17 protein-coding genes are annotated in these 19,995 nt (G+C 61.7%); 7 read left to right on the forward strand and 10 right to left on the reverse strand.

Going from position 1 to position 19,995, the window contains the following annotated elements; all coding sequences use genetic code 11:
* Positions 1–18 precede the first annotated feature (18 nt).
* From AC07VV_RS08195 to AC07VV_RS08225, 7 genes are all read right to left on the reverse strand, one after another.
* Positions 19–1,167 carry an iron-containing alcohol dehydrogenase gene (locus tag AC07VV_RS08195; RefSeq protein WP_495035962.1) on the reverse strand — a complete coding sequence of 383 codons (1,149 nt, stop codon included), beginning with the start codon at positions 1,165–1,167 and terminating at the stop codon, positions 19–21.
* A gap of 197 nt (positions 1,168–1,364) precedes the next feature.
* A complete protein-coding gene (locus AC07VV_RS08200) occupies positions 1,365–2,189 on the reverse strand; it encodes an ABC transporter permease (protein WP_096817915.1) in 825 nt (274 codons plus the stop codon).
* A gap of 12 nt (positions 2,190–2,201) precedes the next feature.
* Positions 2,202–3,449: an ABC transporter permease gene (locus tag AC07VV_RS08205; RefSeq protein WP_249483293.1), complete on the reverse strand. Its 1,248-nt coding sequence runs from the start codon at positions 3,447–3,449 to the stop codon at positions 2,202–2,204.
* Between the two features lie 68 nt (positions 3,450–3,517).
* The gene (locus tag AC07VV_RS08210; protein ID WP_096817911.1) at positions 3,518–4,561 is read right to left on the reverse strand and encodes a polyamine ABC transporter substrate-binding protein; all 1,044 of its coding nucleotides are present in this window, start codon (positions 4,559–4,561) and stop codon (positions 3,518–3,520) included.
* A 48-nt stretch (positions 4,562–4,609) separates the two neighbouring features.
* The gene (locus tag AC07VV_RS08215) at positions 4,610–5,734 is read right to left on the reverse strand and encodes an ABC transporter ATP-binding protein (protein ID WP_007959931.1); all 1,125 of its coding nucleotides are present in this window, start codon (positions 5,732–5,734) and stop codon (positions 4,610–4,612) included.
* Positions 5,735–5,952: 218 nt separating this feature from the next.
* A complete protein-coding gene (locus tag AC07VV_RS08220) occupies positions 5,953–6,582 on the reverse strand; it encodes a response regulator (RefSeq protein WP_003228820.1) in 630 nt (209 codons plus the stop codon).
* A complete protein-coding gene (locus tag AC07VV_RS08225) occupies positions 6,583–8,982 on the reverse strand; it encodes a PAS domain-containing sensor histidine kinase (protein ID WP_495035963.1) in 2,400 nt (799 codons plus the stop codon).
* Positions 8,983–9,055: 73 nt separating this feature from the next.
* On the opposite strand from AC07VV_RS08225, the gene AC07VV_RS08230 reads away from it, so the two are divergent.
* A complete protein-coding gene (locus AC07VV_RS08230; RefSeq protein ID WP_493069991.1) occupies positions 9,056–10,045 on the forward strand; it encodes an alpha/beta hydrolase family protein in 990 nt (329 codons plus the stop codon).
* Positions 10,046–10,095: 50 nt separating this feature from the next.
* On the opposite strand, the gene AC07VV_RS08235 is transcribed toward AC07VV_RS08230, so the two are convergent.
* From AC07VV_RS08235 to AC07VV_RS08245, 3 genes are read right to left on the reverse strand one after another with little or no spacing between them, the layout of a single operon-like run.
* A complete protein-coding gene (locus tag AC07VV_RS08235; protein WP_102619793.1) occupies positions 10,096–10,863 on the reverse strand; it encodes a TerB family tellurite resistance protein in 768 nt (255 codons plus the stop codon).
* 1 nt (position 10,864) lies between these two features.
* Positions 10,865–11,536 carry an N-acetylmuramate alpha-1-phosphate uridylyltransferase MurU gene (murU, locus tag AC07VV_RS08240; RefSeq protein ID WP_495035964.1) on the reverse strand — a complete coding sequence of 224 codons (672 nt, stop codon included), beginning with the start codon at positions 11,534–11,536 and terminating at the stop codon, positions 10,865–10,867.
* Positions 11,533–12,552 (reverse strand): aminoglycoside phosphotransferase family protein, encoded by a 1,020-nt coding sequence (locus tag AC07VV_RS08245; protein WP_495035965.1) that lies wholly within the window; start codon positions 12,550–12,552, stop codon positions 11,533–11,535. Before AC07VV_RS08245 ends, murU begins: the two co-directional genes overlap by 4 nt.
* 130 nt (positions 12,553–12,682) lie before the next feature.
* Between AC07VV_RS08245 and AC07VV_RS08250 the strand changes: the two genes are divergently transcribed.
* The 6 genes from AC07VV_RS08250 to AC07VV_RS08275 all read left to right on the forward strand — a co-directional run bounded on the left by AC07VV_RS08250 (position 12,683) and on the right by AC07VV_RS08275 (position 19,969).
* Positions 12,683–15,496, forward strand: a complete 2,814-nt coding sequence (locus AC07VV_RS08250) for an LPS-assembly protein LptD (RefSeq protein ID WP_495035966.1) — start codon at positions 12,683–12,685, stop codon at positions 15,494–15,496.
* Positions 15,477–16,793, forward strand: a complete 1,317-nt coding sequence (gene surA / locus AC07VV_RS08255) for a peptidylprolyl isomerase SurA (protein ID WP_141401754.1) — start codon at positions 15,477–15,479, stop codon at positions 16,791–16,793. The genes AC07VV_RS08250 and surA overlap by 20 nt, the downstream gene beginning before the upstream one ends.
* On the forward strand, positions 16,790–17,779 hold the full coding sequence (gene pdxA / locus AC07VV_RS08260; protein WP_096817898.1) for a 4-hydroxythreonine-4-phosphate dehydrogenase PdxA: 990 nt from the start codon (positions 16,790–16,792) through the stop codon (positions 17,777–17,779). Before surA ends, pdxA begins: the two co-directional genes overlap by 4 nt.
* Positions 17,776–18,594 (forward strand): 16S rRNA (adenine(1518)-N(6)/adenine(1519)-N(6))-dimethyltransferase RsmA, encoded by an 819-nt coding sequence (rsmA, locus tag AC07VV_RS08265; protein WP_096817896.1) that lies wholly within the window; start codon positions 17,776–17,778, stop codon positions 18,592–18,594. The genes pdxA and rsmA overlap by 4 nt, the downstream gene beginning before the upstream one ends.
* 113 nt (positions 18,595–18,707) lie before the next feature.
* Complete coding sequence (gene apaG, locus AC07VV_RS08270) at positions 18,708–19,088, forward strand: Co2+/Mg2+ efflux facilitator ApaG/CorD (protein WP_495035967.1); 381 nt, start codon at positions 18,708–18,710, stop codon at positions 19,086–19,088.
* A complete protein-coding gene (locus tag AC07VV_RS08275) occupies positions 19,088–19,969 on the forward strand; it encodes a symmetrical bis(5'-nucleosyl)-tetraphosphatase (protein ID WP_495035968.1) in 882 nt (293 codons plus the stop codon). Before apaG ends, AC07VV_RS08275 begins: the two co-directional genes overlap by 1 nt.
* The last annotated feature ends 26 nt before the right edge of the window (positions 19,970–19,995 follow it).

Consider the following 19,995-nt stretch of genomic DNA (forward strand, 5'->3'; position numbering starts at 1 on the left):
CCGATGACCGGCGGGTTCTCAGTACGCCGCCCGGTAGATCTTCTCGATGTCGGCAGCGCTGAGCTTGCGCGGGTTGTTGCGCATCAGGCGCTCGATGCCTGCGGCCTCTACGGCCATGGCCGGAATCGCCTCTTCGGGCACGCCGAAACTACGCAGACCCTGCGGAATTTCCACCGCGGCGCACAGTTCGGTCATCGCCGTGACGGCGCAGTCGGCCGCTTCATTTAGACTCAGATGAGCGGTCTTCACCCCCATGGCTTCGGCGATATCCTGCATCCGTTCGACGCAGGCCATCTTGTTCCAGGTCATGACATACGGCAGCAACAGCGCATTGCTGACGCCATGGGCAATGTTGAAACGCCCGCCCAGCGGATACGCCAGCGCATGCACCGCGCCGACCCCGGCATTGCCGAACGCCATGCCGGCCATCAGGCTGGCGGTGGCCATGTCTTCCCGGGCTTGCAGATTGGACGGATTGGCGTAGGCCTTGGGCAATGAGCGAGCGATCAACTTGATCGCGCCGATGGCCAGCGAATCGGTGATCGGCGAGGCATTCAGCGACAGATAGGACTCGATGGCATGCACCAGGGCATCGACGCCACTGGCGGCCGTCACGCTGCGCGGACAAGTCAGGGTCATCTGCGGACTGACCAGCGCCACGTCCGGCAGCAGGTAGTCGCTGACGATGCCTTTCTTCAGTTGGGCGACCTTGTCCGAAAGAATGGCGACGTTGGTCACTTCAGAACCGGTGCCGGCCGTGGTCGGGATGGCGATCAGCGGCGGGCCCTTGCGCGGCACCTGATCGACACCGAACAGATCTTCCAGCGCACCGTGATAACCGGCGTACGCCGCGACACTCTTGGCGATGTCGATGGCACTGCCGCCACCGAGGCCGATCAACCCGTCATGCCCGCCCTCTCGGTAGACGCGCATGCAGTCCTCGACGATGGCGATTTCCGGATCCGGCAGTACCCGGTCGAAGATTTCGTACTCGCGCTCGCCGATCTGCGCCAGCGCCAACTGCACCGTGCCGGACTTGACCAGCGCGGCATCGGTGACGATCAGCGGGTTGTCGATGTCCAGCCGTGTGAGCTCGGCCGCCAGTTGCTCGATGGCCCCGGCGCCGGTGATCAGTTTGTGAGCAATCTTGAACGAGGAAAGACTCATCGTGCGCAGCCTCTTATAGATGTGGGAGCTGAGCACAAGCGTAGCTGGGGAATTCGGGTTGTCTGTCATTCAGCGCATGAATGACCAACTGCGCCCCGATGATCGTTCCCACGCTCCGCGTGGGAATGCAGCCAGGGACGCTCCGCGTTCCATTCGGAAGCTGGAATGCGGAGCGAGGGAACAATCATCGAGGGGGTTCAGACCTGAGCGGTACGCAGTTTCTCGCTACGTCCACGCAACCATTCCAGCGTCAGCAACAGAATCACCGAGAAGGCAATCAGCAGAGTCGCCGCCGCCGCAATCGTCGGACTCAGGTTCTCGCGAATCCCGCTGAACATCTGCCGAGGCAACGTCGCTTGCTCAGGGCCGGCAAGAAACAGCGTCACCACCACTTCATCGAACGATGTCGCAAAGGCAAACAGCGCACCGGAAATCACCCCCGGCGCAATCAGCGGCAAGGTCACCCGACGGAACGTGGTCAGTGGCGAAGCGCCAAGACTGGCCGCCGCCCGCACCAGGTTGTGGTTGAACCCTTGCAAGGTCGCCGACACCGTGATGATCACGAACGGCACACCGAGCACCGCGTGCACCACGATCAGCGAGAAGAAACTGTTGCCCAGGCCCAGCGGCGCGAAGAACAGGTAACTGGCCACACCGATGATCACCACCGGCACCACCATCGGCGAAATCACCAGCGCCATCACCAGCGCCTTGCCGGGGAAGTCGCCACGGGTCAGGCCGATCGCCGCCAGCGTGCCGAACACCATCGCCAGCACCGTCGCGGCCGGGGCGACGATGATGCTGTTCTTCAGCGAGCGCATCCATTCCGCCGAGGCGAAGAAGTCCTGATACCAGTGCAGCGAGAAACCTTGCAGCGGGTACACCAGGAAGCTGCCCGAGTTGAACGACAGCGGCACGATCACCAGCACCGGCAGGATCAGGAACAACAGGATCAAGCCGCAGAGGATCCGCAAGCTGTAGAACCACACCCGCTCGACGGGCGACATATAAGGACTCAGCATTTCTAATTCCCCTTAGCTCAGGCGCAGGCGACTGGCGCCCACCAGCCAGCTGTAGATCAGATAAAGCACCACGGTCGCCAGCAGCAACAGCCCGCCGAGCGCGGTGGCCATGCCCCAGTTGATGCTGGTGTTGGTGTAGAACGCGACGAAGTAGCTGACCATCTGATCGTTCGGGCTGCCCAGCAGCGCCGGGGTGATGTAGTAGCCGATGGCGAGGATGAACACCAACAGGCAACCGGCGCCGACACCGGCATAGGTCTGCGGGAAATACACCCGCCAGAAACTGGCGAACGGGTGGCAGCCCAGGGAAATCGCGGCGCGCATGTAGGTCGGCGAGATGCCTTTCATCACGCTGTAGATCGGCAGGATCATGAACGGCAGCAGGATGTGCACCATCGAGATGTAAACCCCGGTGCGGTTGAACACCAGCTCCAGCGGTTTATCGATCACGCCCATTGCCATCAGCGCGCTGTTGATCAATCCGCCGGATTGCAGCAACACGATCCACGCGGCGACCCGTACCAGGATCGAGGTCCAGAACGGCAGCAGCACCAGAATCATCAGCAGGTTGCTTTGACGTGACGGCAGGTTGGCCAGCAGATACGCCAGCGGATAAGCGAGCACCAGGCAGATCACGGTGATGATCAGGCCCATCCAGAAGGTCCGGGCGAAGATGTCGAGGTAGATCGCCTGATCCGGAGTGGCCGGGGCCAGCTCGCCGAGGTCGTCGATGCGATGATCCACCGCCGCCAGCAGATAGAACGGCGTGATGCTGCTGGTGTTGCGCTTCACGGCCTGCCAATAGGCCGGATCGCCCCAGCGTTCGTCGAGGCCTTCCAGCGCTTCTTTATAAGAGGCCGGCTCGCTGGCGAATGGCAGCGAACGGGCGGTTTTGGTCAGCAGGCTGCGATAGCCGGCCAACTCCATGTTCAAGCGCTTGGACAGATCGCCCAAGGTCTGGTTTTTGCGAGCTTCGGCGAGGTCTTCGCCGGCGGCTTTGTAGACCGGCTCAGCGGGCAGTCCGCGACCGTCCCAACTGGCGATGGCTGCCACGGTGCGTGGCATGCCGCCCACCACTTCCGGGTTGCCGACGCTTTTGTAGAGCAGCGCCACGATCGGCACCAGGAACACCAGCAACAGAAACAGCACCAGCGGCGCAATCAGCGCCTGGGCCTTCCAGCGGTTGACCCGCTCGGCGCGCTTGAGCTTCTGCTTCAAGGTGGGGCTGTTGCCCTCGTTCAGGGGAACGGCGATGGCCATGACGTACTCCGGAAATCTTTTGAATGACGGCGTCACCCTTGGGGGTGACGCCGCGTATGCATCAAGCCTTACTTCGCAGCCCAGGAATTGAAGCGCTGCTCCAGTTGCTCGCCGTTGTCAGCCCAGAAGCTGACGTCGATCTGCACCTGGTTGGCGATGTTTTCCGGGGTGGTCGGCATGTCCTTCAGGACATCCTTGGCCAGCAGCGGTACAGCCTGGGTGTTGGCCGGGCCGTAGGCGATGTTTTCCGAATAGGTCTTCTGCTGTTGCGGTTGCACCGAATAGGCGATGAATTTCTTCGCCGCTTCCGCACGCTTGGCGTCCAGGCCTTTCGGGATGGCCCATGCGTCGAAGTCGTAGATGCCGCCGTTCCACACCACTTTCAGGTTGGATTCTTTCTGCACGGCCGCGATCCGACCGTTGTAGGCCGAACTCATGACCACGTCACCGGACGCGAGGTATTGCGGCGGCTGGGCACCGGCTTCCCACCACTGGATGCTTGGCTTGAGTTCGTCCAGCTTCTTGAATGCGCGATCCTGACCATCTTTGCTGGCCAACACTTTGTAGACGTCTTTCGGCGCAACGCCGTCGGCCATCAGTGCGAATTCGAGGGTGTACTTGGCGCCTTTGCGCAGGCCGCGCTTGCCCGGGAATTTCTTGGTGTCCCAGAAGTCCGCCCAACTGCTCGGTGCGGTTTTCAGCTTGTCGGCGTTGTAGGCCAGCACGGTCGACCACACGAAGAAGCCCACGCCGCACGGCTGGATCGCGCCTTTGACGTAGTCTTCGGTCTTGCCGAACAGCGCAGGATCGAGTTGCTCGAACATGTCTTCGTCGCAGCCACGGGACAGTTCCGGCGATTCAACCTCTACCAGATCCCAGGACACGCTCTTGGTGTCGACCATGGCTTTGACCTTGGCCATCTCACCGTTGTACTCGCCAGCAACGATCTTGCCGTTGCCCGCTGCTTCCCACGGTGCGTAGAAGGCTTTGACTTGCGCCGCCTTGTTCGCCCCGCCAAACGACACCACGGTCAGATCCGGGCCAGCGGCCATTGCGCTTGCCGCACCCATCAGGCCCAGGGTCAGGGCTGTGAACTTCAGGGATCTCAACATTTATTGTTCTCTCCACGTGCAGGGTTGGTGTTGGTATTGCCGGGGCGCTTAATGCGCCTCTAGAAGAGGATCAAGCGCGCGAACGTGCTCAACCTGCCAGCCAAGCGGAACCACGTCGCCGACCGCGAGCGCTGGATCGAGCTCGGCAATCGGTTGTTTCACGAAGAAGTCGGTCTTGCCGCAGACTTCCAGGCGCACCCGGACGTGGTCGCCCAGATAGATGAATTCGGCCACCCGCCCGGAGAAGCGGTTGACGCATTGATCGCTCGAACCGTTGAGGCTGACGCGCTCCGGACGGATCGACAGGGTGACGGGTTCGCCGGTCTGGCCGATGTTGACCGCCAGCGCTTCGACCTTTTCCCCACGCCCCAACTCGACCACGCAGCGCTCGCCGTTCTGGCTCAGCAGGCGACCGTTGAGGCGGTTGTTCTCGCCGATGAAGTTGGCGACGAAGGTGTTTTTCGGTTCTTCGTAGAGGGTGCGCGGCGGGGCGATCTGCTGGATCTCGCCCTGATGGAATACGGCGACACGATCGGACATGGTCAGGGCCTCGCCCTGGTCGTGGGTCACGTAGACCACGGTCACGCCGAGGCGCTGGTGCAGGTGTTTGATTTCCATCTGCATGTGTTCGCGCAGCTGCTTGTCGAGGGCGCCGAGGGGTTCGTCCATCAGCACCAGTTGTGGCTCGAACACCAGCGCACGGGCCAGCGCCACACGCTGTTGCTGGCCGCCGGACAATTGCGCCGGATAGCGCGAAGCGAAGGCATCGAGCTGCACCATGCTCAGGACTTTCTTGACCTTGTCGCTGACGTCGCTCTTGTTCAGGCCACGCACGGTCAGCGGGAACGCAAGGTTCTCGGCGACGGTCATGTGCGGGAACAGCGCGTAGTTCTGGAACACCATGCCGATGTCGCGCTTGTGCGGCGGCACGTTGTTGATCGCCCGTCCGGCCAGGAGGATTTCACCGGCGGTCGGGGTTTCGAAACCGGCGAGCATCATCAGGCTGGTGGTCTTGCCGGAGCCGGATGGCCCGAGCAGGGTCAGGAACTCGCCCTTGCGGATGTCCAGGTTGAGGTCTTTGACGATCAGGTTCTCGCCGTCGTAGCTCTTCTGCACTCCACGAAAGCTGACCAGCACATCACTGGCCCCTGCGTTTGATTCGACCTGGCTCATACCCACACCTTTGTTATTGATGACTGCTGTGGGATTAAGCCTAGTGGCTGCTTGCAGTCACGCAAATCGGGGCGCAGGAGAGAATCGCCTCAGCCGGATGGAAGGCCGGGGGTAGGGATTGCCCTACAAGGATGGCGCGTTTGGACACGTCAGGTGCGAGCCCTGAAGTTCCAGCCGCAGGAACCGGCAAAAGTGCCTGTCGCTATTGGATATGCGGATTAAAGGAGCTTGTGTTCCATCGCGTACTTCACCAGCTCGGCGAGTGAGGTGATGTTGAGCTTTTGCATCAGCCGCGCCTTGTGGGTGCTGATGGTCTTGCTGCTCAAGGCCAGCTGCTGGGCGATGTCGTTGACGTTGGCGCCCTGGGCCAGGCGCTCGAACACGGAAAACTCACGCTCCGACAACAACGAATGCAGCGGTCGCGTATCGGTCAGACCGACTTCGAAGACCATCCGGTCGGCCAGTTCCGGATCGATGTAGCGCCCGCCCGCCGCGACCTTGCGGATCGCCGTCAGCAGCAGCGCCGGATCGCTGTCCTTGGTCGCATACCCGGCGGCGCCGACCTTCAGCGCCCGGGCGGCCATCTGCGCTTCGTCGTGCATCGACAGCACCAGAATCGCCGGCGGATTGTTCAGTGCGCGGATGCGTGGAATCGCTTCCAGCCCGTTGACCCCGGGCATGGAAATATCCAGCAGCACCACCTCGCACGGCACACTGCGCAGGGTTTCCAGCAACTGCTCGCCATTGCTCGCCTCCCCCACCACTTGCAGATCCTTGGCCAGGCCGATCAATTGCTTGATGCCTTCGCGAACGATGGTGTGGTCTTCGGCTACCAGTACACGGATCACTTACTTCTCCTCATCCCGTGGCACCCGCACGCTCAGCGTGGTGCCCTCGCCCGGCTCGCTGTCGAGTGACAACTGACCGCCCATGATCAACACCCGCTCACGCATGCCCACCAGCCCAAAGGATGTCGGCCTGCCCGCAGTGGCGACAAATCCTACGCCATCATCGCTGACTGTCAGACACAAATCGGCGCCTTCGAGCGCCAGCGTCAGTTCCACAGTATGCGCCTGGGCATGGCGCATGACGTTGGTCAGCGCCTCCTGAAGAATGCGGAACAGGCCGATGGCCTTGGCGTCGCTGAGCGGCGGAAGATTTTCCGGCACCTGCACCAGACATGGAATCTGCGTACGCGCCTCGAAACGCCGGGCCTGCCATTCGATTGCCGAGGCAATCCCGGCATCGAGGATCGGCGGGCGCAATGCCGTCGCCACATCGCGCACCAACTGGAACAGCTGGGCGATCAGGCGTTTCATGCTGTTCAGGCGTTCATTCAGACCGGGGTCGAGTTGCGCGTAGGCCAGTTCGCACATCGACGTCTCCAGTTTCAGCACCGTCAACATCTGCCCCAGCTCATCGTGAACCTCACGGGCAATGCGTGCTTTTTCCTCTTCCCGCACGCTTTCGAGATGCGCCGACAGCTCGCGCAGTTGTTCACGCGATGCCGCCAGTTCCAGTTCGATGCGTTTGCTTTCGGTGATGTCCCAGACGATGCCGTCCCAGACGTAGGCGCCGTCCTCCAGTTGCCGGGTGATGGCCTTGATCTCGGCCCAGCGCTGTTCGCCCTGCCGCGTCAGGATCCGCCCCTGCCACGACCAGTCGCTGTCAGTGTCCAGCGCCCGGTCCTGGGTCTGGTGATAACCGGCCTTGTCGTCCGGGTGCACCAGACTGCGCAGGCCCATGTCGCGATGGGCGATGGCGGCCGGCGCGTAGCCGACCAGACTCTCGCTGCCCTCGCTGATGTAGGCAAAGTCGATCTGCCCGGTCACCGGCGCCCGCTCCAGGCGGAACACCAGCCCCGGCACATTGGCGGCGATGCCTTGCAGGCGCGCCTCGCTTTCCTGCAACGCGGCCAGGGCCCGCCGGCGTTCGGTGACGTCAGTGAGATAAACCACCAGATATTCGCTGTCGCGAAACCGCAGAAAACTCAACGACACATCCGCCGGCAGGATGCTGCCATCGGCGCGCACACAACTCGTTTCAAAGCTGAGCGGCCCTTCTTCACTGGCCCGGGCGCGTTTCCACAGGTTGAGCCAGCGGTCCATGTGCAGGCCGGGTTCGAAGTCGATCAGCGGTCGCTCGATCAGCGCGCCCTGTGGATAACCGAGCATGTGTTCCGCCGCACGGTTGGCGTAACGCACGTGGCTGTCCCAGTTGACCCAGAGGATGCCGACGGTGCTCTGATCGATGGAAAACTGGGTCAGGCGCAAGGCTTCTTCGCTGGCGGCGCGCAGGGCGATGTCTTCCCGGGCGGCGAGCAGGCGTTGTTCAAGGCTGTGTTGCTGGCGCCGCTGCCAGAAGACGATCGCCGCACAACTGAGCAGCAACACGGCGAACAACAGGCTCAGGTTCTGCCAGAACCCCGGCGACTCCGAAAGCCGCGGGTACTTGGGTTGCAGCCATTGGGTGTGCAGGCGCTCCAGATCTTTTGCCGGGATCGCCCGCAAGGCACTTTCGACAATCCCGGCCAGCTCCGGCCAGTCACGACGGGTGGCGACCCGCAGCAGTTGCGGCAAACCGATGTCGCCGACCACTACCAGCCCGGCAAACTCCGGCTCCGTCGACAGGCGTCCCAATTGCGCTTCGTCCACCACCGCGTAAGACGCCTGCTGACTCAACAGCAACTGCAACGCCTGACGCTCCAGCGGCACGCCTTGCAGATTCAGATGGGGATAGTTACCGCGCAGGTAATCGGCGGTGACGCTGGGCATGCGCACGGCTACCCGGGCCTGGCTGTCGAGTTTTTCCAGCTCGACCGAACTGCTGACTTTCTGGTCGCTGACCACCAGTTGCGGCACGCGCATGTAAGGATCGGAAAACTGCCAGAGACGCAGCGAACCGGGCGTCTGGGTCAAGCCTGGGGCAATATCGATCTCTCCGTCCCGCGCGGCGGCTTCAAGTTGCTCCAGATCGGGGAAGTTGCGCCAACTGAGTTCGATGTCGAGGGCCTTGGCCATCCACTTCATCAACTCGACATTGGCCCCGGACAGCCGCTGCAAACGCCGGTCGTATTGCGCGTACGGCGCCTGCAGAATCAGGCCGACGCGCAATTCATTGTGCTGGGTCAGCCACTGTTGCTGGCTCGTCGACAACTGCGCAACATGGCTCGGCGGCGCAGGCGCGGCCCACCCCATCAAGGGAAACGCCAGACAGCCGATAACCCACAGGCAGCAAAAACGCATCATTGAAATCCCATACACTGACAAATTCTGACCAACCCATTAGGCTGCCGGGATACTTTCTGGCCTGGAATAACCGATGCCCCCTGTCTCTCGCCTGGCAATGCCAGCATTGTGCCTGTCGCTGATCCTGCCTTGTGCGTTTTCCGTCGAAGCCGCCGATCCGGCACCCGCCGCAGCAGCGGAAAAACCCGCCGAAGAAAAACCGGTCGAACGCCAGCCACTGCTTGAGCGTAGTCAGGAAGAAGCCTCGGCACTCGAACGCAAAGTCCCGGCCCAGGAACAACAACAGTTGCAGGCCGGCAGCGACACATTCCTCGCGCTGTGGAAACCGGCCAACACGGCCGACCCCAAAGGCGTGGTGATCCTCATCCCCGGTGCCGGCGAAACCGCTGACTGGCCCCAAGCGATCGGCCCGCTGCGGCGCAAGTTGCCGGACGTCGAGTGGAACAGCCTGAGTATCACCCTGCCTGACCTGCAAAGCGATGCCATCGCACCGCGCGTGATCGAAGCGCCCGCAGCGCCGAAAACCGCCGATGCAGGCAGCAAGGATTCGACCACCGCCGAACCGATCGAGCAAGCCGCCGGCGGTGAAGCGGATGTAGCGGACAAGGTCGTCGCCGAAACCACCGAAGAACAGGCCAAGGCCGACGCCGAGCGAATCTTCGCCCGCATCGACGCGGCGATTGCCTACGCCGAACAGCAAGGCGCGCACAGCATCGTGGTGCTCGGCCACGGCACCGGCGCCTATTGGGCCGCGCGTTTCCTGAACGAAAAGCAGACGGCACAAGTGGAAAAACTGGTGATGGTCGCCGCGCAAGTACCGCCCAAGGCCAAGCCTGAACTGGCAGAGCTGACGCCACTGCTGAAGCTGCCGACCGCCGATATCTTCTATATGGACAAGCCGCTGGATCGCAACGCCGCACTGGAGCGTTTGCAGGCCAGCAAGCGCTTGAAGACGTCGGCGTTCAGCCAGGTCGCGCTTAAGGCGTTGCCCGACAACAAGGCCGAGCAGGAACAATTGTTCCGCCGGGTACGCGGCTGGTTGAATCCGCAAACCCCGGACTGACCGACCGCACAAAAAAAGATCGCAGCCTGGGCTGCGATCTTTTTTTTCGTCTAGCGGAAATCCCGCCGCTCGCGAATCAATGTGTAGGCATTGTGCAAGTCGCGAGTTCTTTCAGTTGCCTCGAGCACCTGGGCCGCCGTCGCACCGGTCCCGGCCACCTTGTCCGGATGATGGCGACTGAGCAGGCGACGATAGGCGCGTTTGATCTGTGCCGGTTCGCTGGTCGCCGACACGCCGAGCAGGCGCATCGCATCCTGGTAACTCACCGCTGCGCTGACAATCGGGCGCTTGTTCGGCTCGTAATCCGCCGCCAGCGCCTGAATCTGGTGAGTCGTCCAGCCCAGCCACTTGCCCCATTGCGCCAGCAGTTCGCGTTCGCTGCTGCCGGCCCGGCCATCGGCCCAGACCATCCGCCAGCAGGCGCGCAACACGCCTTCGGCCGCATGGGGCTGAGCGCTGAGACGCCGCAGATAACCGCGCAGGCGATCCCCGCCGGACTTGCCGCGATTGAACGCGGCAATGGCCCGACGCTGCGCCGGCTCGCTCATGTCCAGCGCGCGCATCTCCTGACGCGCCTGCTGGATATGACCGTCGGTGACCCGCCCGTCACTCTTGGCCAGACGCCCGAGCAAGACGAACAACAACTCGTCGTTGCGCAGCATCGGCTGGCCGCCGAGTTTTTCCCGCAAATGCCCCCAGCTCTGCAAATGCAGGCGCCGATCCAGCGCCTGCCCCAACAAAGCCCCAAGCATGGCCCCCGGAATGCTGGCGATAGCAAAACCCGCTCCGGCTCCAATCAGAGTCCCTGGCCACAACATATCAGCGACTCGCTTCTATCAAGGTTTCGGCTTCAGCCAGACGCTCATGCGTACCGACATCGACCCATTGGCCTTTCAGTCGCTCACCGCTCACCTGCCCGTCCGCCATGGCTTTGCGCAGCAACGGTGCCAGTTTGAAAGCGCCGTCCGTGCAGCCATCGAACAATTGCGGATGCAGCACAGCGATGCCGCTGTAAGTCAGGGTTGCCCTGTCCGGTTGGCCGTCCTGCACCTGGTCGCCGACCAGACAGAAATCGCCCGTCGGGTGATGGGCCGGATTGTCCGCCAGCACCAGATGCGCCAGTCCGGTGATCGGCTGGTGCAGCACGCTGAAGTCGTAATCGGTCCAGATGTCACCGTTGACCACCAGGAACGCTTCGTCGCCGAGCAGCGGCAAGGCGCGAAAGATACCGCCACCGGTTTCCAGCGGCTCGCCTTCAGGCGAGTAACGGATGCTCAGGCCGAATTGCGAACCGTCGCCCAGGTAATCTTCGATCTGCTGACCGAGCCAGGCATGGTTGATCACGATGTCGCTGAAACCCGCCGCCGCGAGGGCACGCAGGTGGTACTCAATCAAGGGTACGCCAGCGGCACGCACCAGCGGTTTGGGGGTGGTCAGGGTCAGCGGGCGCATGCGCTCGCCTTTGCCGGCCGCCAGAATCATTGCCTTCATGCAGTCACTCCGCCACGCAGGCTGACCAGCAATGCCTGCAGTTGCGCCAATTCCGGACGGCGTGCGATCACCGCTTCTATATAAGAGAAGAAGCGCGGCACATCGCCGAGGTAGCGTGGCTTGCCGTCGCGGTGACAGATGCGGGCGAAGATCCCGATAACTTTGAGGTGACGCTGCACGCCCATCAGGTCGCTGGCGCGCAGGAAGTCTTCGAAGTCCGGCTGCACGGGGATGTTCAACGCTGTCGCCTGCTGCCAGTAGTTTTCCAGCCAGCCACGTACGCGTTCTTCAGGCCAGCTGAGGAAGGCGTCCTTGAACAGACAGGTCACGTCGTAGGTCACCGGGCCGTACACCGCGTCCTGGAAATCCAGCACGCCGGGGTTCGGCTCGCTGAGCATCAGGTTGCGCGGCATGTAGTCGCGGTGCACCAGCACTTTGGGCTGTGCCAGCGCGCTCTCGATCAGCAGATCGCTGACCTGTTGCCATTGCTGCTGTTGCGTGGCGTCGAATTCCACACCCAGTTCGCGTTTCACGTACCACTCGGGGAACAGTTCCAGCTCGCGACGCAACAGCGCGACGTCATAACTCGGCAGCGGTGCCACCATCGGCAACTGCTGAAATGCCAACAGCGCCTGCAAGGCATCGCTGAACAATGCGTCGGCATTTTCGCTGTCGATCACGTCGAGATAGGTCTTGTTGCCCAGGTCATTGAGCAAAAGAAATCCGCGCTCGAGGTCCTCGGCATAAATTTTCGGCACGTTAATTCCGGATTTCGCCAGCAAAAAGGCGATATCCACGAACGGTTTGCAGTTTTCCTGGGGCGGCGGCGCGTCCATCACGACGAAACTGCGACCGGCGCCTTCCCAACGGAAATAACGGCGGAAACTCGCGTCGCTGCTGGCCGCAGTCAACGTGGCCGGGGGTACGACACCCCAGCCCTGATCGGCAAAAAGGGTTGCCAACTGCTCATCGAGCCAAACTTTCAGGTGTTGCAAGCGTACATCTTGGTCAGGCATTGCAAGGGTCTCCGACGGCGCTAGCCGTCAAGCGGGTCATGCTTTATTATCCAGCATCTTTTTCAGACCATCGAGAGGCGTGCGGCCCACACCGCGGGCAGATGGCACGCAGGAAGCCCGGACTAATAAGATGGCATTGAAATCCCCCGCGTTTCGTAAAAAATTTCCGTTGTTGGTAACCGGCAGTCTGCTGGCTATGCAACCTCTGGCCAGTTCATTCGTTGTCGCCGCCGAGCAGTATGACTGCGCCGTCTCGGCTACGGGCGGCTGGGCCTGTTCGCCAAAGACGTCGGCGGCTGCATTGCCACCGCGTCCGGTGCATGACGGCAGTGCCGTCAGCGCTGCCGGCGAAGCCCCGGCCGAGAACGGCACTGTTTCGGACTCTGGTCCCAAACCCGTGCTGGTCACCGAGTCCAAGGGCCGTGGCCTGAAATCCCGTAGCGAAGACTACAGTCACCTCGACTGGGTTCCGCGCGAGAAGCTCACCGCCGCCCAACTGGCCGAGACAGGTCCTTACTGCTCTGGTTCCTATATCGAACCAATTCGTCCTGGCATGAATGACAAGACGAATAAAAGTGACGCCCCGACCTTCATCGGCGCGAAAGCTTCGCGCTATAACACCGAAGATCAGGTCGGCACGCTGGCCGGTGACGTGGTTCTGCGTCAGGGCAGCATGCAGGTCGAGTCCCAGGAAGCGAGCCTCTATCAGGCCGAGAGCCGCGCCGAACTCAAGGGCGACGTGCGCATTCGCGACAATGGCGCGCTGATCGTCGGCGACCACGCCGATGTACAGCTCGACACCGGTGAAGCGAAAGTCGACAACGCCGAATACGTGATGCACAAATCGCGCATCCGCGGTAACGCGCTGTACGCCAAGCGCGCCGAGAACGCGATCATCCGCTTGAAGGACGGCACGTACACCACGTGCGAACCGAACAGCAACGCCTGGCAGCTCAAGGGCAACAACATTACCCTGAACCCTGCCACCGGCTTCGGTACCGCGACCAACGTGACACTGCGGGTCAAGGACATTCCGATCCTGTACACCCCGTACATCTACTTCCCGATCGACGACCGTCGTCAGTCGGGCTTCCTGCCGCCGACCATCGGCACCGGCAGCGACACCGGCTTCATGCTGGTCACCCCGTACTACTTCAACCTGGCACCGAACTACGATGCCACGTTGTACCCGCGCTACATGAGCAAGCGCGGCATGTTGGTGGAAGGCGAATTCCGTTACCTGACCAAATCCAGCGAAGGTCAGTTCGGCGCCGCGTACCTCAACGACGAAGACACCGATCGCAGCAAGCAGACCGATTACGAAAAAAATCGCTACATGTACAACTGGCAACACAAGGGTGGCCTGGACTCCCGCGTGTACACCCAGGTTGACTACACCAAGATCAGCGATCCGTACTACTTCCAGGACCTGACCACCGACCAGATCGGCGTGAAGAGCCAGGACTTCGTGAATCAGCAGGGTCTGGTTGCCTACCGTGGCGATAACTACACCGCCATCCTGAATGCTCAGCAGTATCAGCTGGCAACCGTTTCGAACATCACACCTTACGGGCGCCTGCCGCAGATCACCTTCAATGGCAAACTGCCGTACCACCCGGAAGGCCTGAACTTCGATTACGAGACCGAACTCGTTCGCTTTGACCGCGATCTGAAAACCGGTGACTTCGTCAACGAAGACGGCACTGTCTCTCCCCGACTGGATACCAACGTGACCGGCCTGGCTCGTGCCAACGGTGATCGCCTGAATCTGAAGCCTGGCGTCAGCCTGCCGCTGAACTGGACGTATGGCTTCCTCAAGCCATCGCTCAAGTACCAGTACACCCAGTACCAACTGGACCTGGACGGCCAGGGCAAAAGCGACATCGTTGCCCAGAAGGCATTCGCTGCAGCGAACGGCGCCCGATACGTCAACGGTAATTTTGGCAGCAACCAAAACCGTGGCGTGCCGATCGCCAGCATCGACAGCGGCCTGTACTTCGACCGCAACACGTCGTTCTTTGGCAAGAACTACCGCCAGACCCTGGAACCGCGTCTGTTCTACCTCTATGTACCTGAGGTGGATCAAGAAGACATTCCAGTGTTCGACACCAGCGAATACACCTTCAACTATTCCTCGCTGTTCCGTGACAACCGTTTCTCCGGTTCCGACCGGGTCGGCGACGAGAACAAGCTTTCGTTGGGTGTAACCAGCCGCTGGATCGAAGACGACGGCTTCGAACGTCAACGTATCAGTGTCGGCCAGGCCTTGTACTTCAAGGATCGCGAAGTCCAACTGCCAGGTATCGATCCAAAGACCCGCGACGATGCGCATTCCAACGTTTCGCCTTATGCGCTGGAATACGAATACCGCTGGAACCGCGACTGGCGCACCACTGCCGACTACAACTGGGATCCGGACAGCCGCAGCCCACGTTCCGGCAGCGCGATGTTCCACTACCAGCCTGAAGACAACCCGAACAAGGTGGTCAACCTCGGTTATCGCTATCGCAACGACCAGGTTCGTTACGACCAGAACACCGGCAAATGGTCGGTGGGTGGTGGTGACTACGGCACCCCGGGCCAGCCTGGCTACGTGAAGGACTACTACAAGATCCAGCAGCATGACTTCTCGGTCATCTGGCCGATCGTTCCACAGTGGAGCGCAATCAGCCGCTGGCAGTACGACTACAACCGCAACCGTACACTGGAAGCCTTCGGTGGTTTCGAGTACGACAACTGCTGCTGGAAACTGCGCCTGATCAACCGTTACTGGGTTTCCTACGACGAGTTCAGTCAGGAAGCTCCGCAAAACGAAAAAGGCGACCACGGCGTCTTCCTACAAATTGTTCTGAAGGGACTCGGCGGCCTCACTGGCGCCAAGGTAGAGAGCTTCCTCGACAAAGGCATCCAAGGTTATCGTCAACGTGAAGACCAAGCTTTCTGATTGTCTGCGCCCGCTGATGCTGGGCGCGCTGTTCCTGGGTACCGCGGCCAACGCCGCGGTGCAGTCCATCGATAAAGTGGTGGCCATCGTCGACAACGACGTGGTCATGCAGAGCCAGCTGGATCAACGCGTCCACGAAGTTCAGCAAACCATCGCCAAGCGCGGTGGCGGCTTGCCGCCTCCGGGCGTGCTGGATCAACAGGTGCTCGAGCGCCTGATCGTCGAAAACCTGCAACTGCAGATCGGCGAACGTTCCGGTATCCGCATCACCGATGAAGAACTGAACCAGGCTGTCGGCACCATTGCCCAGCGCAACAACATGACTGTCGATCAGTTCCGCGCAGCCCTGGCTCACGACGGCCTGAGTTACGAAGGCGCCCGTGAGCAGATCCGCAAGGAAATGGTCATCAGCCGCGTGCGTCAGCGCCGTGTTGCAGAACGCATTCAGGTATCGGAGCAGGAAGTGAAGAACTTCCTCGCCTCCGACCTGGGCAAGATGCAACTGTCTGAAGAGCTGCACCTGGCCAACATCCTGATCCCGACCCCGGAAAGCGCCAACTCTGAAGCGATTCAGAGCGCCGCACGCCAGGCGATGGAGGTTTACCAGCAACTCAAGCAAGGCGCTGATTTCGGTCAACTGGCCGTTGCCAAGTCCGGCAGCGACAACGCTCTGGAAGGCGGCGACATGGGCTGGCGTAAAGCTGCTCAATTGCCACCGCCGTTCGACCGCGAGTTGAGCAGCATGGCTGTCGGCGACATCACTCAACCAGCACGTACCCCGGGTGGTTTCATCATCCTGAAGCTGCTGGAAAAACGCGGCGGCGAAAGCCAGATGCGCGATGAAGTGCATGTGCGCCACATCCTGGTCAAGCCAAGTCCTGTTCGTGACGAAGCGAAGACCAAGGAACTGGCTCAATCGCTCTATAACCGCATCTCGGCCGGTGAAGATTTCGCCGAACTGGCCAAGAAGTATTCGGAAGACCCAGGCTCTGCCCTCAACGGCGGCGACCTGAACTGGATCGACCCGAACGCACTGGTACCGGAATTCCGCGCCGTGATGGCCAAGTCCCCTCAGGGTCAGCTGTCCAAGCCATTCCAGACCCAGTACGGCTGGCACGTTCTGGAAGTCCTTGGCCGTCGCGCCACTGACAGCACCGAACAGGCCCGCGAGCAGCAAGCCATGACCGTACTGCGTAACCGCAAATACGATGAAGAGCTGCAAACCTGGCTGCGTCAGATCCGTGACGAAGCGTACGTAGAGATCAAACTCCCTGGTGCAGACCAGGCAGCGCAGTGAAACCCAAGCGTTTCGCGCTGACACCCGGCGAACCAGCCGGCATCGGTCCCGACCTGTGCCTGCTGCTCGCCTCGCAAGCCCAGCCACATCCCCTGATTGCCATCACCAGCCGCGACCTGCTCCAAGAGCGGGCCGCGCAGCTGGGGCTGGCCGTCAGTCTGCTGCCTGTGTCGCCCGGTCAATGGCCGGATCTTCCGGCGCCGGCCGACAGCCTTTATGTCTGGGACACCCCGCTCAGCGCCCCGGTGGTCGCCGGGCAACTGGACAAGGCCAACGCCGCATTCGTCCTTGAAACCCTGACCCGTGCCGGTAATGGCTGCCTGAACGGCGATTTCGCCGGGATGATTACCGCCCCGGTGCACAAGGGCGTGATCAACGAATCGGGCATCGCTTTTTCCGGCCACACCGAATTCCTCGCCGACCTGACCCACACCGCCCAGGTCGTGATGATGCTCGCTACCCGCGGTTTGCGCGTGGCGCTGGTCACCACTCACCTGCCCCTGCGCGACATCGCCGATGCGATCACGCCGGAGCGACTGGAACGGGTCACGCGAATTCTGCACGCCGATCTGCAAGACAAATTCGGCATCGCCCAACCGCGCATCCTGGTCTGCGGGCTCAACCCGCACGCCGGTGAAGGTGGACACCTGGGCCATGAAGAAATCGACATCATCGAACCCACATTGGAGCGCCTGCGCGGCGAGGGCATGGACCTTCGTGGCCCGCTGCCTGCCGACACTCTGTTTACCCCCAAATATCTGGAGCACTGCGACGCAGTGCTGGCGATGTACCACGACCAGGGCCTGCCCGTGCTCAAGTACAAAGGCTTCGGCGCTGCGGTCAACGTGACCCTGGGCCTGCCGATCATCCGCACCTCCGTCGACCACGGCACCGCCCTGGATCTGGCCGGTAGCGGCAAGATCGACACCGGCAGCCTGCAGGTCGCCCTGGAAACCGCCTACCAGATGGCCGAGACCCGTTTATGACCGAGCAATACCAACACAAGGCGCGCAAACGCTTTGGCCAGAACTTCCTGCACGATGCCGGCGTCATCGACCGCATCCTGCGCTCCATCAGCGCCAAGCCTGACGACCGGATGCTGGAAATCGGCCCGGGCCAGGGCGCATTGACCGCAGGCCTGCTGAACAGCGGTGCACAACTCGACGTGGTGGAACTGGACAAGGACCTGATCCCGATCCTCAACCAGCAGTTCGCCGGCAAGAGCAACTTCAACCTGCATCAGGGCGATGCGCTGAAGTTCGACTTCAACACCCTGAACGCCGCACCGAACAGCCTGCGCGTGGTCGGCAACCTGCCGTACAACATCTCCACGCCGCTGATTTTTCACCTGCTGAACAACGCCGGCATCATCCGCGACATGCACTTCATGTTGCAGAAGGAAGTGGTTGAGCGTCTCGCCGCAGGTCCGGGTGGTGGTGACTGGGGCCGTCTGTCGATCATGGTTCAGTACCATTGCCGGGTCGAGCATCTGTTCAACGTCGGCCCGGGCGCCTTCAACCCGCCGCCGAAGGTCGATTCGGCCATCGTGCGTCTGGTGCCGCACGCAGTACTGCCGCACCCGGCCAAGGACCATCGCCTGCTGGAGCGCGTCGTGCGCGAAGCCTTCAACCAGCGCCGCAAGACCTTGCGCAACACCCTCAAGCAATTGCTGAGCAACGCTGAAATCGAAGCCGCCGGCGTCGATGGCAGCCTGCGTCCCGAGCAGCTTGACCTGGCAGCGTTCGTACGCCTGGCCGACAAGCTCGCCGAACAGCCCGCACCAACACCCGCTGCCGACTGACAGGCAAGCATTGCGCTCGGGCAGGACGTCGCTCTGGTCTCCTGTCCGATACTTGCCTAGACTCAACCCATCGGCGACACCCCGCGTTCCGCTTTGTCCTTAAGGCCTTTTGCATGTCTGATTCTCGTTATCAGGTCGATGTCAGTGTCGTTACTCACTATCTGGCAGACCAATCGCAACCCGAGCACGACCGCTTTGCCTTCGCCTACACCATCACCGTGCAGAACAATGGCGAGCAGCCAGCCCGACTGATCTCCCGGCATTGGGTGATCACTGATGGCGACGGGCATGTCGAAGAGGTGCGCGGCGCCGGCGTGGTGGGCCAACAGCCACTGATCGACGCGGGAAAAAGCCACACCTACAGCAGCGGCACGGTCATGACCACCAAGGTCGGCACCATGCAGGGCAGCTATGAAATGGTCGCCAGCGACGGCAAACATTTCGACGCAATCATCAAACCCTTCCGCCTCGCCGTTCCCGGAGCCCTGCACTAATGGCGACCTATGCCGTCGGCGACCTGCAAGGCTGCCTCGAACCGCTCAAGTGCTTGCTCAAGCAGGTCGCGTTCGACCCGGCAGTGGATCGGTTGTGGCTGGTGGGTGACCTGGTCAACCGCGGCCCGCAATCACTGGAAACCCTGCGCTTCCTTTATGGCATGCGTGAATCGCTGGTCTGCGTACTGGGCAACCACGACCTGCACCTGCTGGCGGCGGCGAAAAACATCGAGCGAATGAAGAAGTCCGACACGCTGCGCGAGATTCTCGCAGCGCCGGACTGCGCCGAACTGATGGAATGGCTGCGCCAGCAGAAACTCATGCACTACGACGAGCAACGTGAAGTCGCCATGGTGCACGCCGGCATTGCACCGCAATGGTCGTTGCGCAAGGCGCTGAAGTACGCCGAAGAAGTCGAGACCGCCCTGCGCGACGACAACCTGTTCCCGGCGTTCCTTGATGGCATGTATGGCAACGAACCGGCGAAGTGGGACAGCGAGCTCAGCGGCGTAACTCGCCTTCGGGTCATCACCAACTATTTCACGCGCATGCGCTTCTGCACTGCCGAGGGCAAACTTGACCTCAAAAGCAAGGAAGGCCTCGACACGGCGCCACCAGGCTACAAGCCCTGGTTCCAGCACAAGGAGCGCAAGACCCGCGGCCTGCGGATCATCTTCGGCCACTGGGCGGCGCTGGAAGGCAATGTCCACGAACCCGGCATTTCAGCCCTCGACACCGGTTGCGTGTGGGGCGGCAGCCTGACCCTGATGAACGTCGACAGCTTTGAACGGCTGTCATGCAAATGCGACGAACACGGCGGCGTCCTGCCCCCGGTCGCGCCATTGATCACCGAATCCTCGCCAGTCAGCGCTGCGCGTTAGACTGCGTTTTCAGCCGAGCCACAGGA

This window comes from Pseudomonas sp. GW821-FHT02C04, assembly GCF_059421845.1.

What these genes read in the sequence shown, in the direction of transcription:
- AC07VV_RS08225 (WP_495035963.1), bottom strand. Translation starts at nt 8,982, where the DNA reads ATGATGCGTTTTTGCTGCCTGTGGGTTATCGGCTGTCTGGCGTTTCCC.
- apaG (WP_495035967.1), top strand. Translation starts at nt 18,708, where the DNA reads ATGTCTGATTCTCGTTATCAGGTCGATGTCAGTGTCGTTACTCACTAT.
- rsmA (WP_096817896.1), top strand. Translation starts at nt 17,776, where the DNA reads ATGACCGAGCAATACCAACACAAGGCGCGCAAACGCTTTGGCCAGAAC.
- AC07VV_RS08245 (WP_495035965.1), bottom strand. Translation starts at nt 12,552, where the DNA reads ATGCCTGACCAAGATGTACGCTTGCAACACCTGAAAGTTTGGCTCGAT.
- AC07VV_RS08275 (WP_495035968.1), top strand. Translation starts at nt 19,088, where the DNA reads ATGGCGACCTATGCCGTCGGCGACCTGCAAGGCTGCCTCGAACCGCTC.
- AC07VV_RS08230 (WP_493069991.1), top strand. Translation starts at nt 9,056, where the DNA reads ATGCCCCCTGTCTCTCGCCTGGCAATGCCAGCATTGTGCCTGTCGCTG.
- AC07VV_RS08235 (WP_102619793.1), bottom strand. Translation starts at nt 10,863, where the DNA reads ATGTTGTGGCCAGGGACTCTGATTGGAGCCGGAGCGGGTTTTGCTATC.
- AC07VV_RS08205 (WP_249483293.1), bottom strand. Translation starts at nt 3,449, where the DNA reads ATGGCCATCGCCGTTCCCCTGAACGAGGGCAACAGCCCCACCTTGAAG.
- AC07VV_RS08215 (WP_007959931.1), bottom strand. Translation starts at nt 5,734, where the DNA reads ATGAGCCAGGTCGAATCAAACGCAGGGGCCAGTGATGTGCTGGTCAGC.
- AC07VV_RS08210 (WP_096817911.1), bottom strand. Translation starts at nt 4,561, where the DNA reads ATGTTGAGATCCCTGAAGTTCACAGCCCTGACCCTGGGCCTGATGGGT.
- AC07VV_RS08200 (WP_096817915.1), bottom strand. Translation starts at nt 2,189, where the DNA reads ATGCTGAGTCCTTATATGTCGCCCGTCGAGCGGGTGTGGTTCTACAGC.
- AC07VV_RS08195 (WP_495035962.1), bottom strand. Translation starts at nt 1,167, where the DNA reads ATGAGTCTTTCCTCGTTCAAGATTGCTCACAAACTGATCACCGGCGCC.
- AC07VV_RS08250 (WP_495035966.1), top strand. Translation starts at nt 12,683, where the DNA reads ATGGCATTGAAATCCCCCGCGTTTCGTAAAAAATTTCCGTTGTTGGTA.
- murU (WP_495035964.1), bottom strand. Translation starts at nt 11,536, where the DNA reads ATGAAGGCAATGATTCTGGCGGCCGGCAAAGGCGAGCGCATGCGCCCG.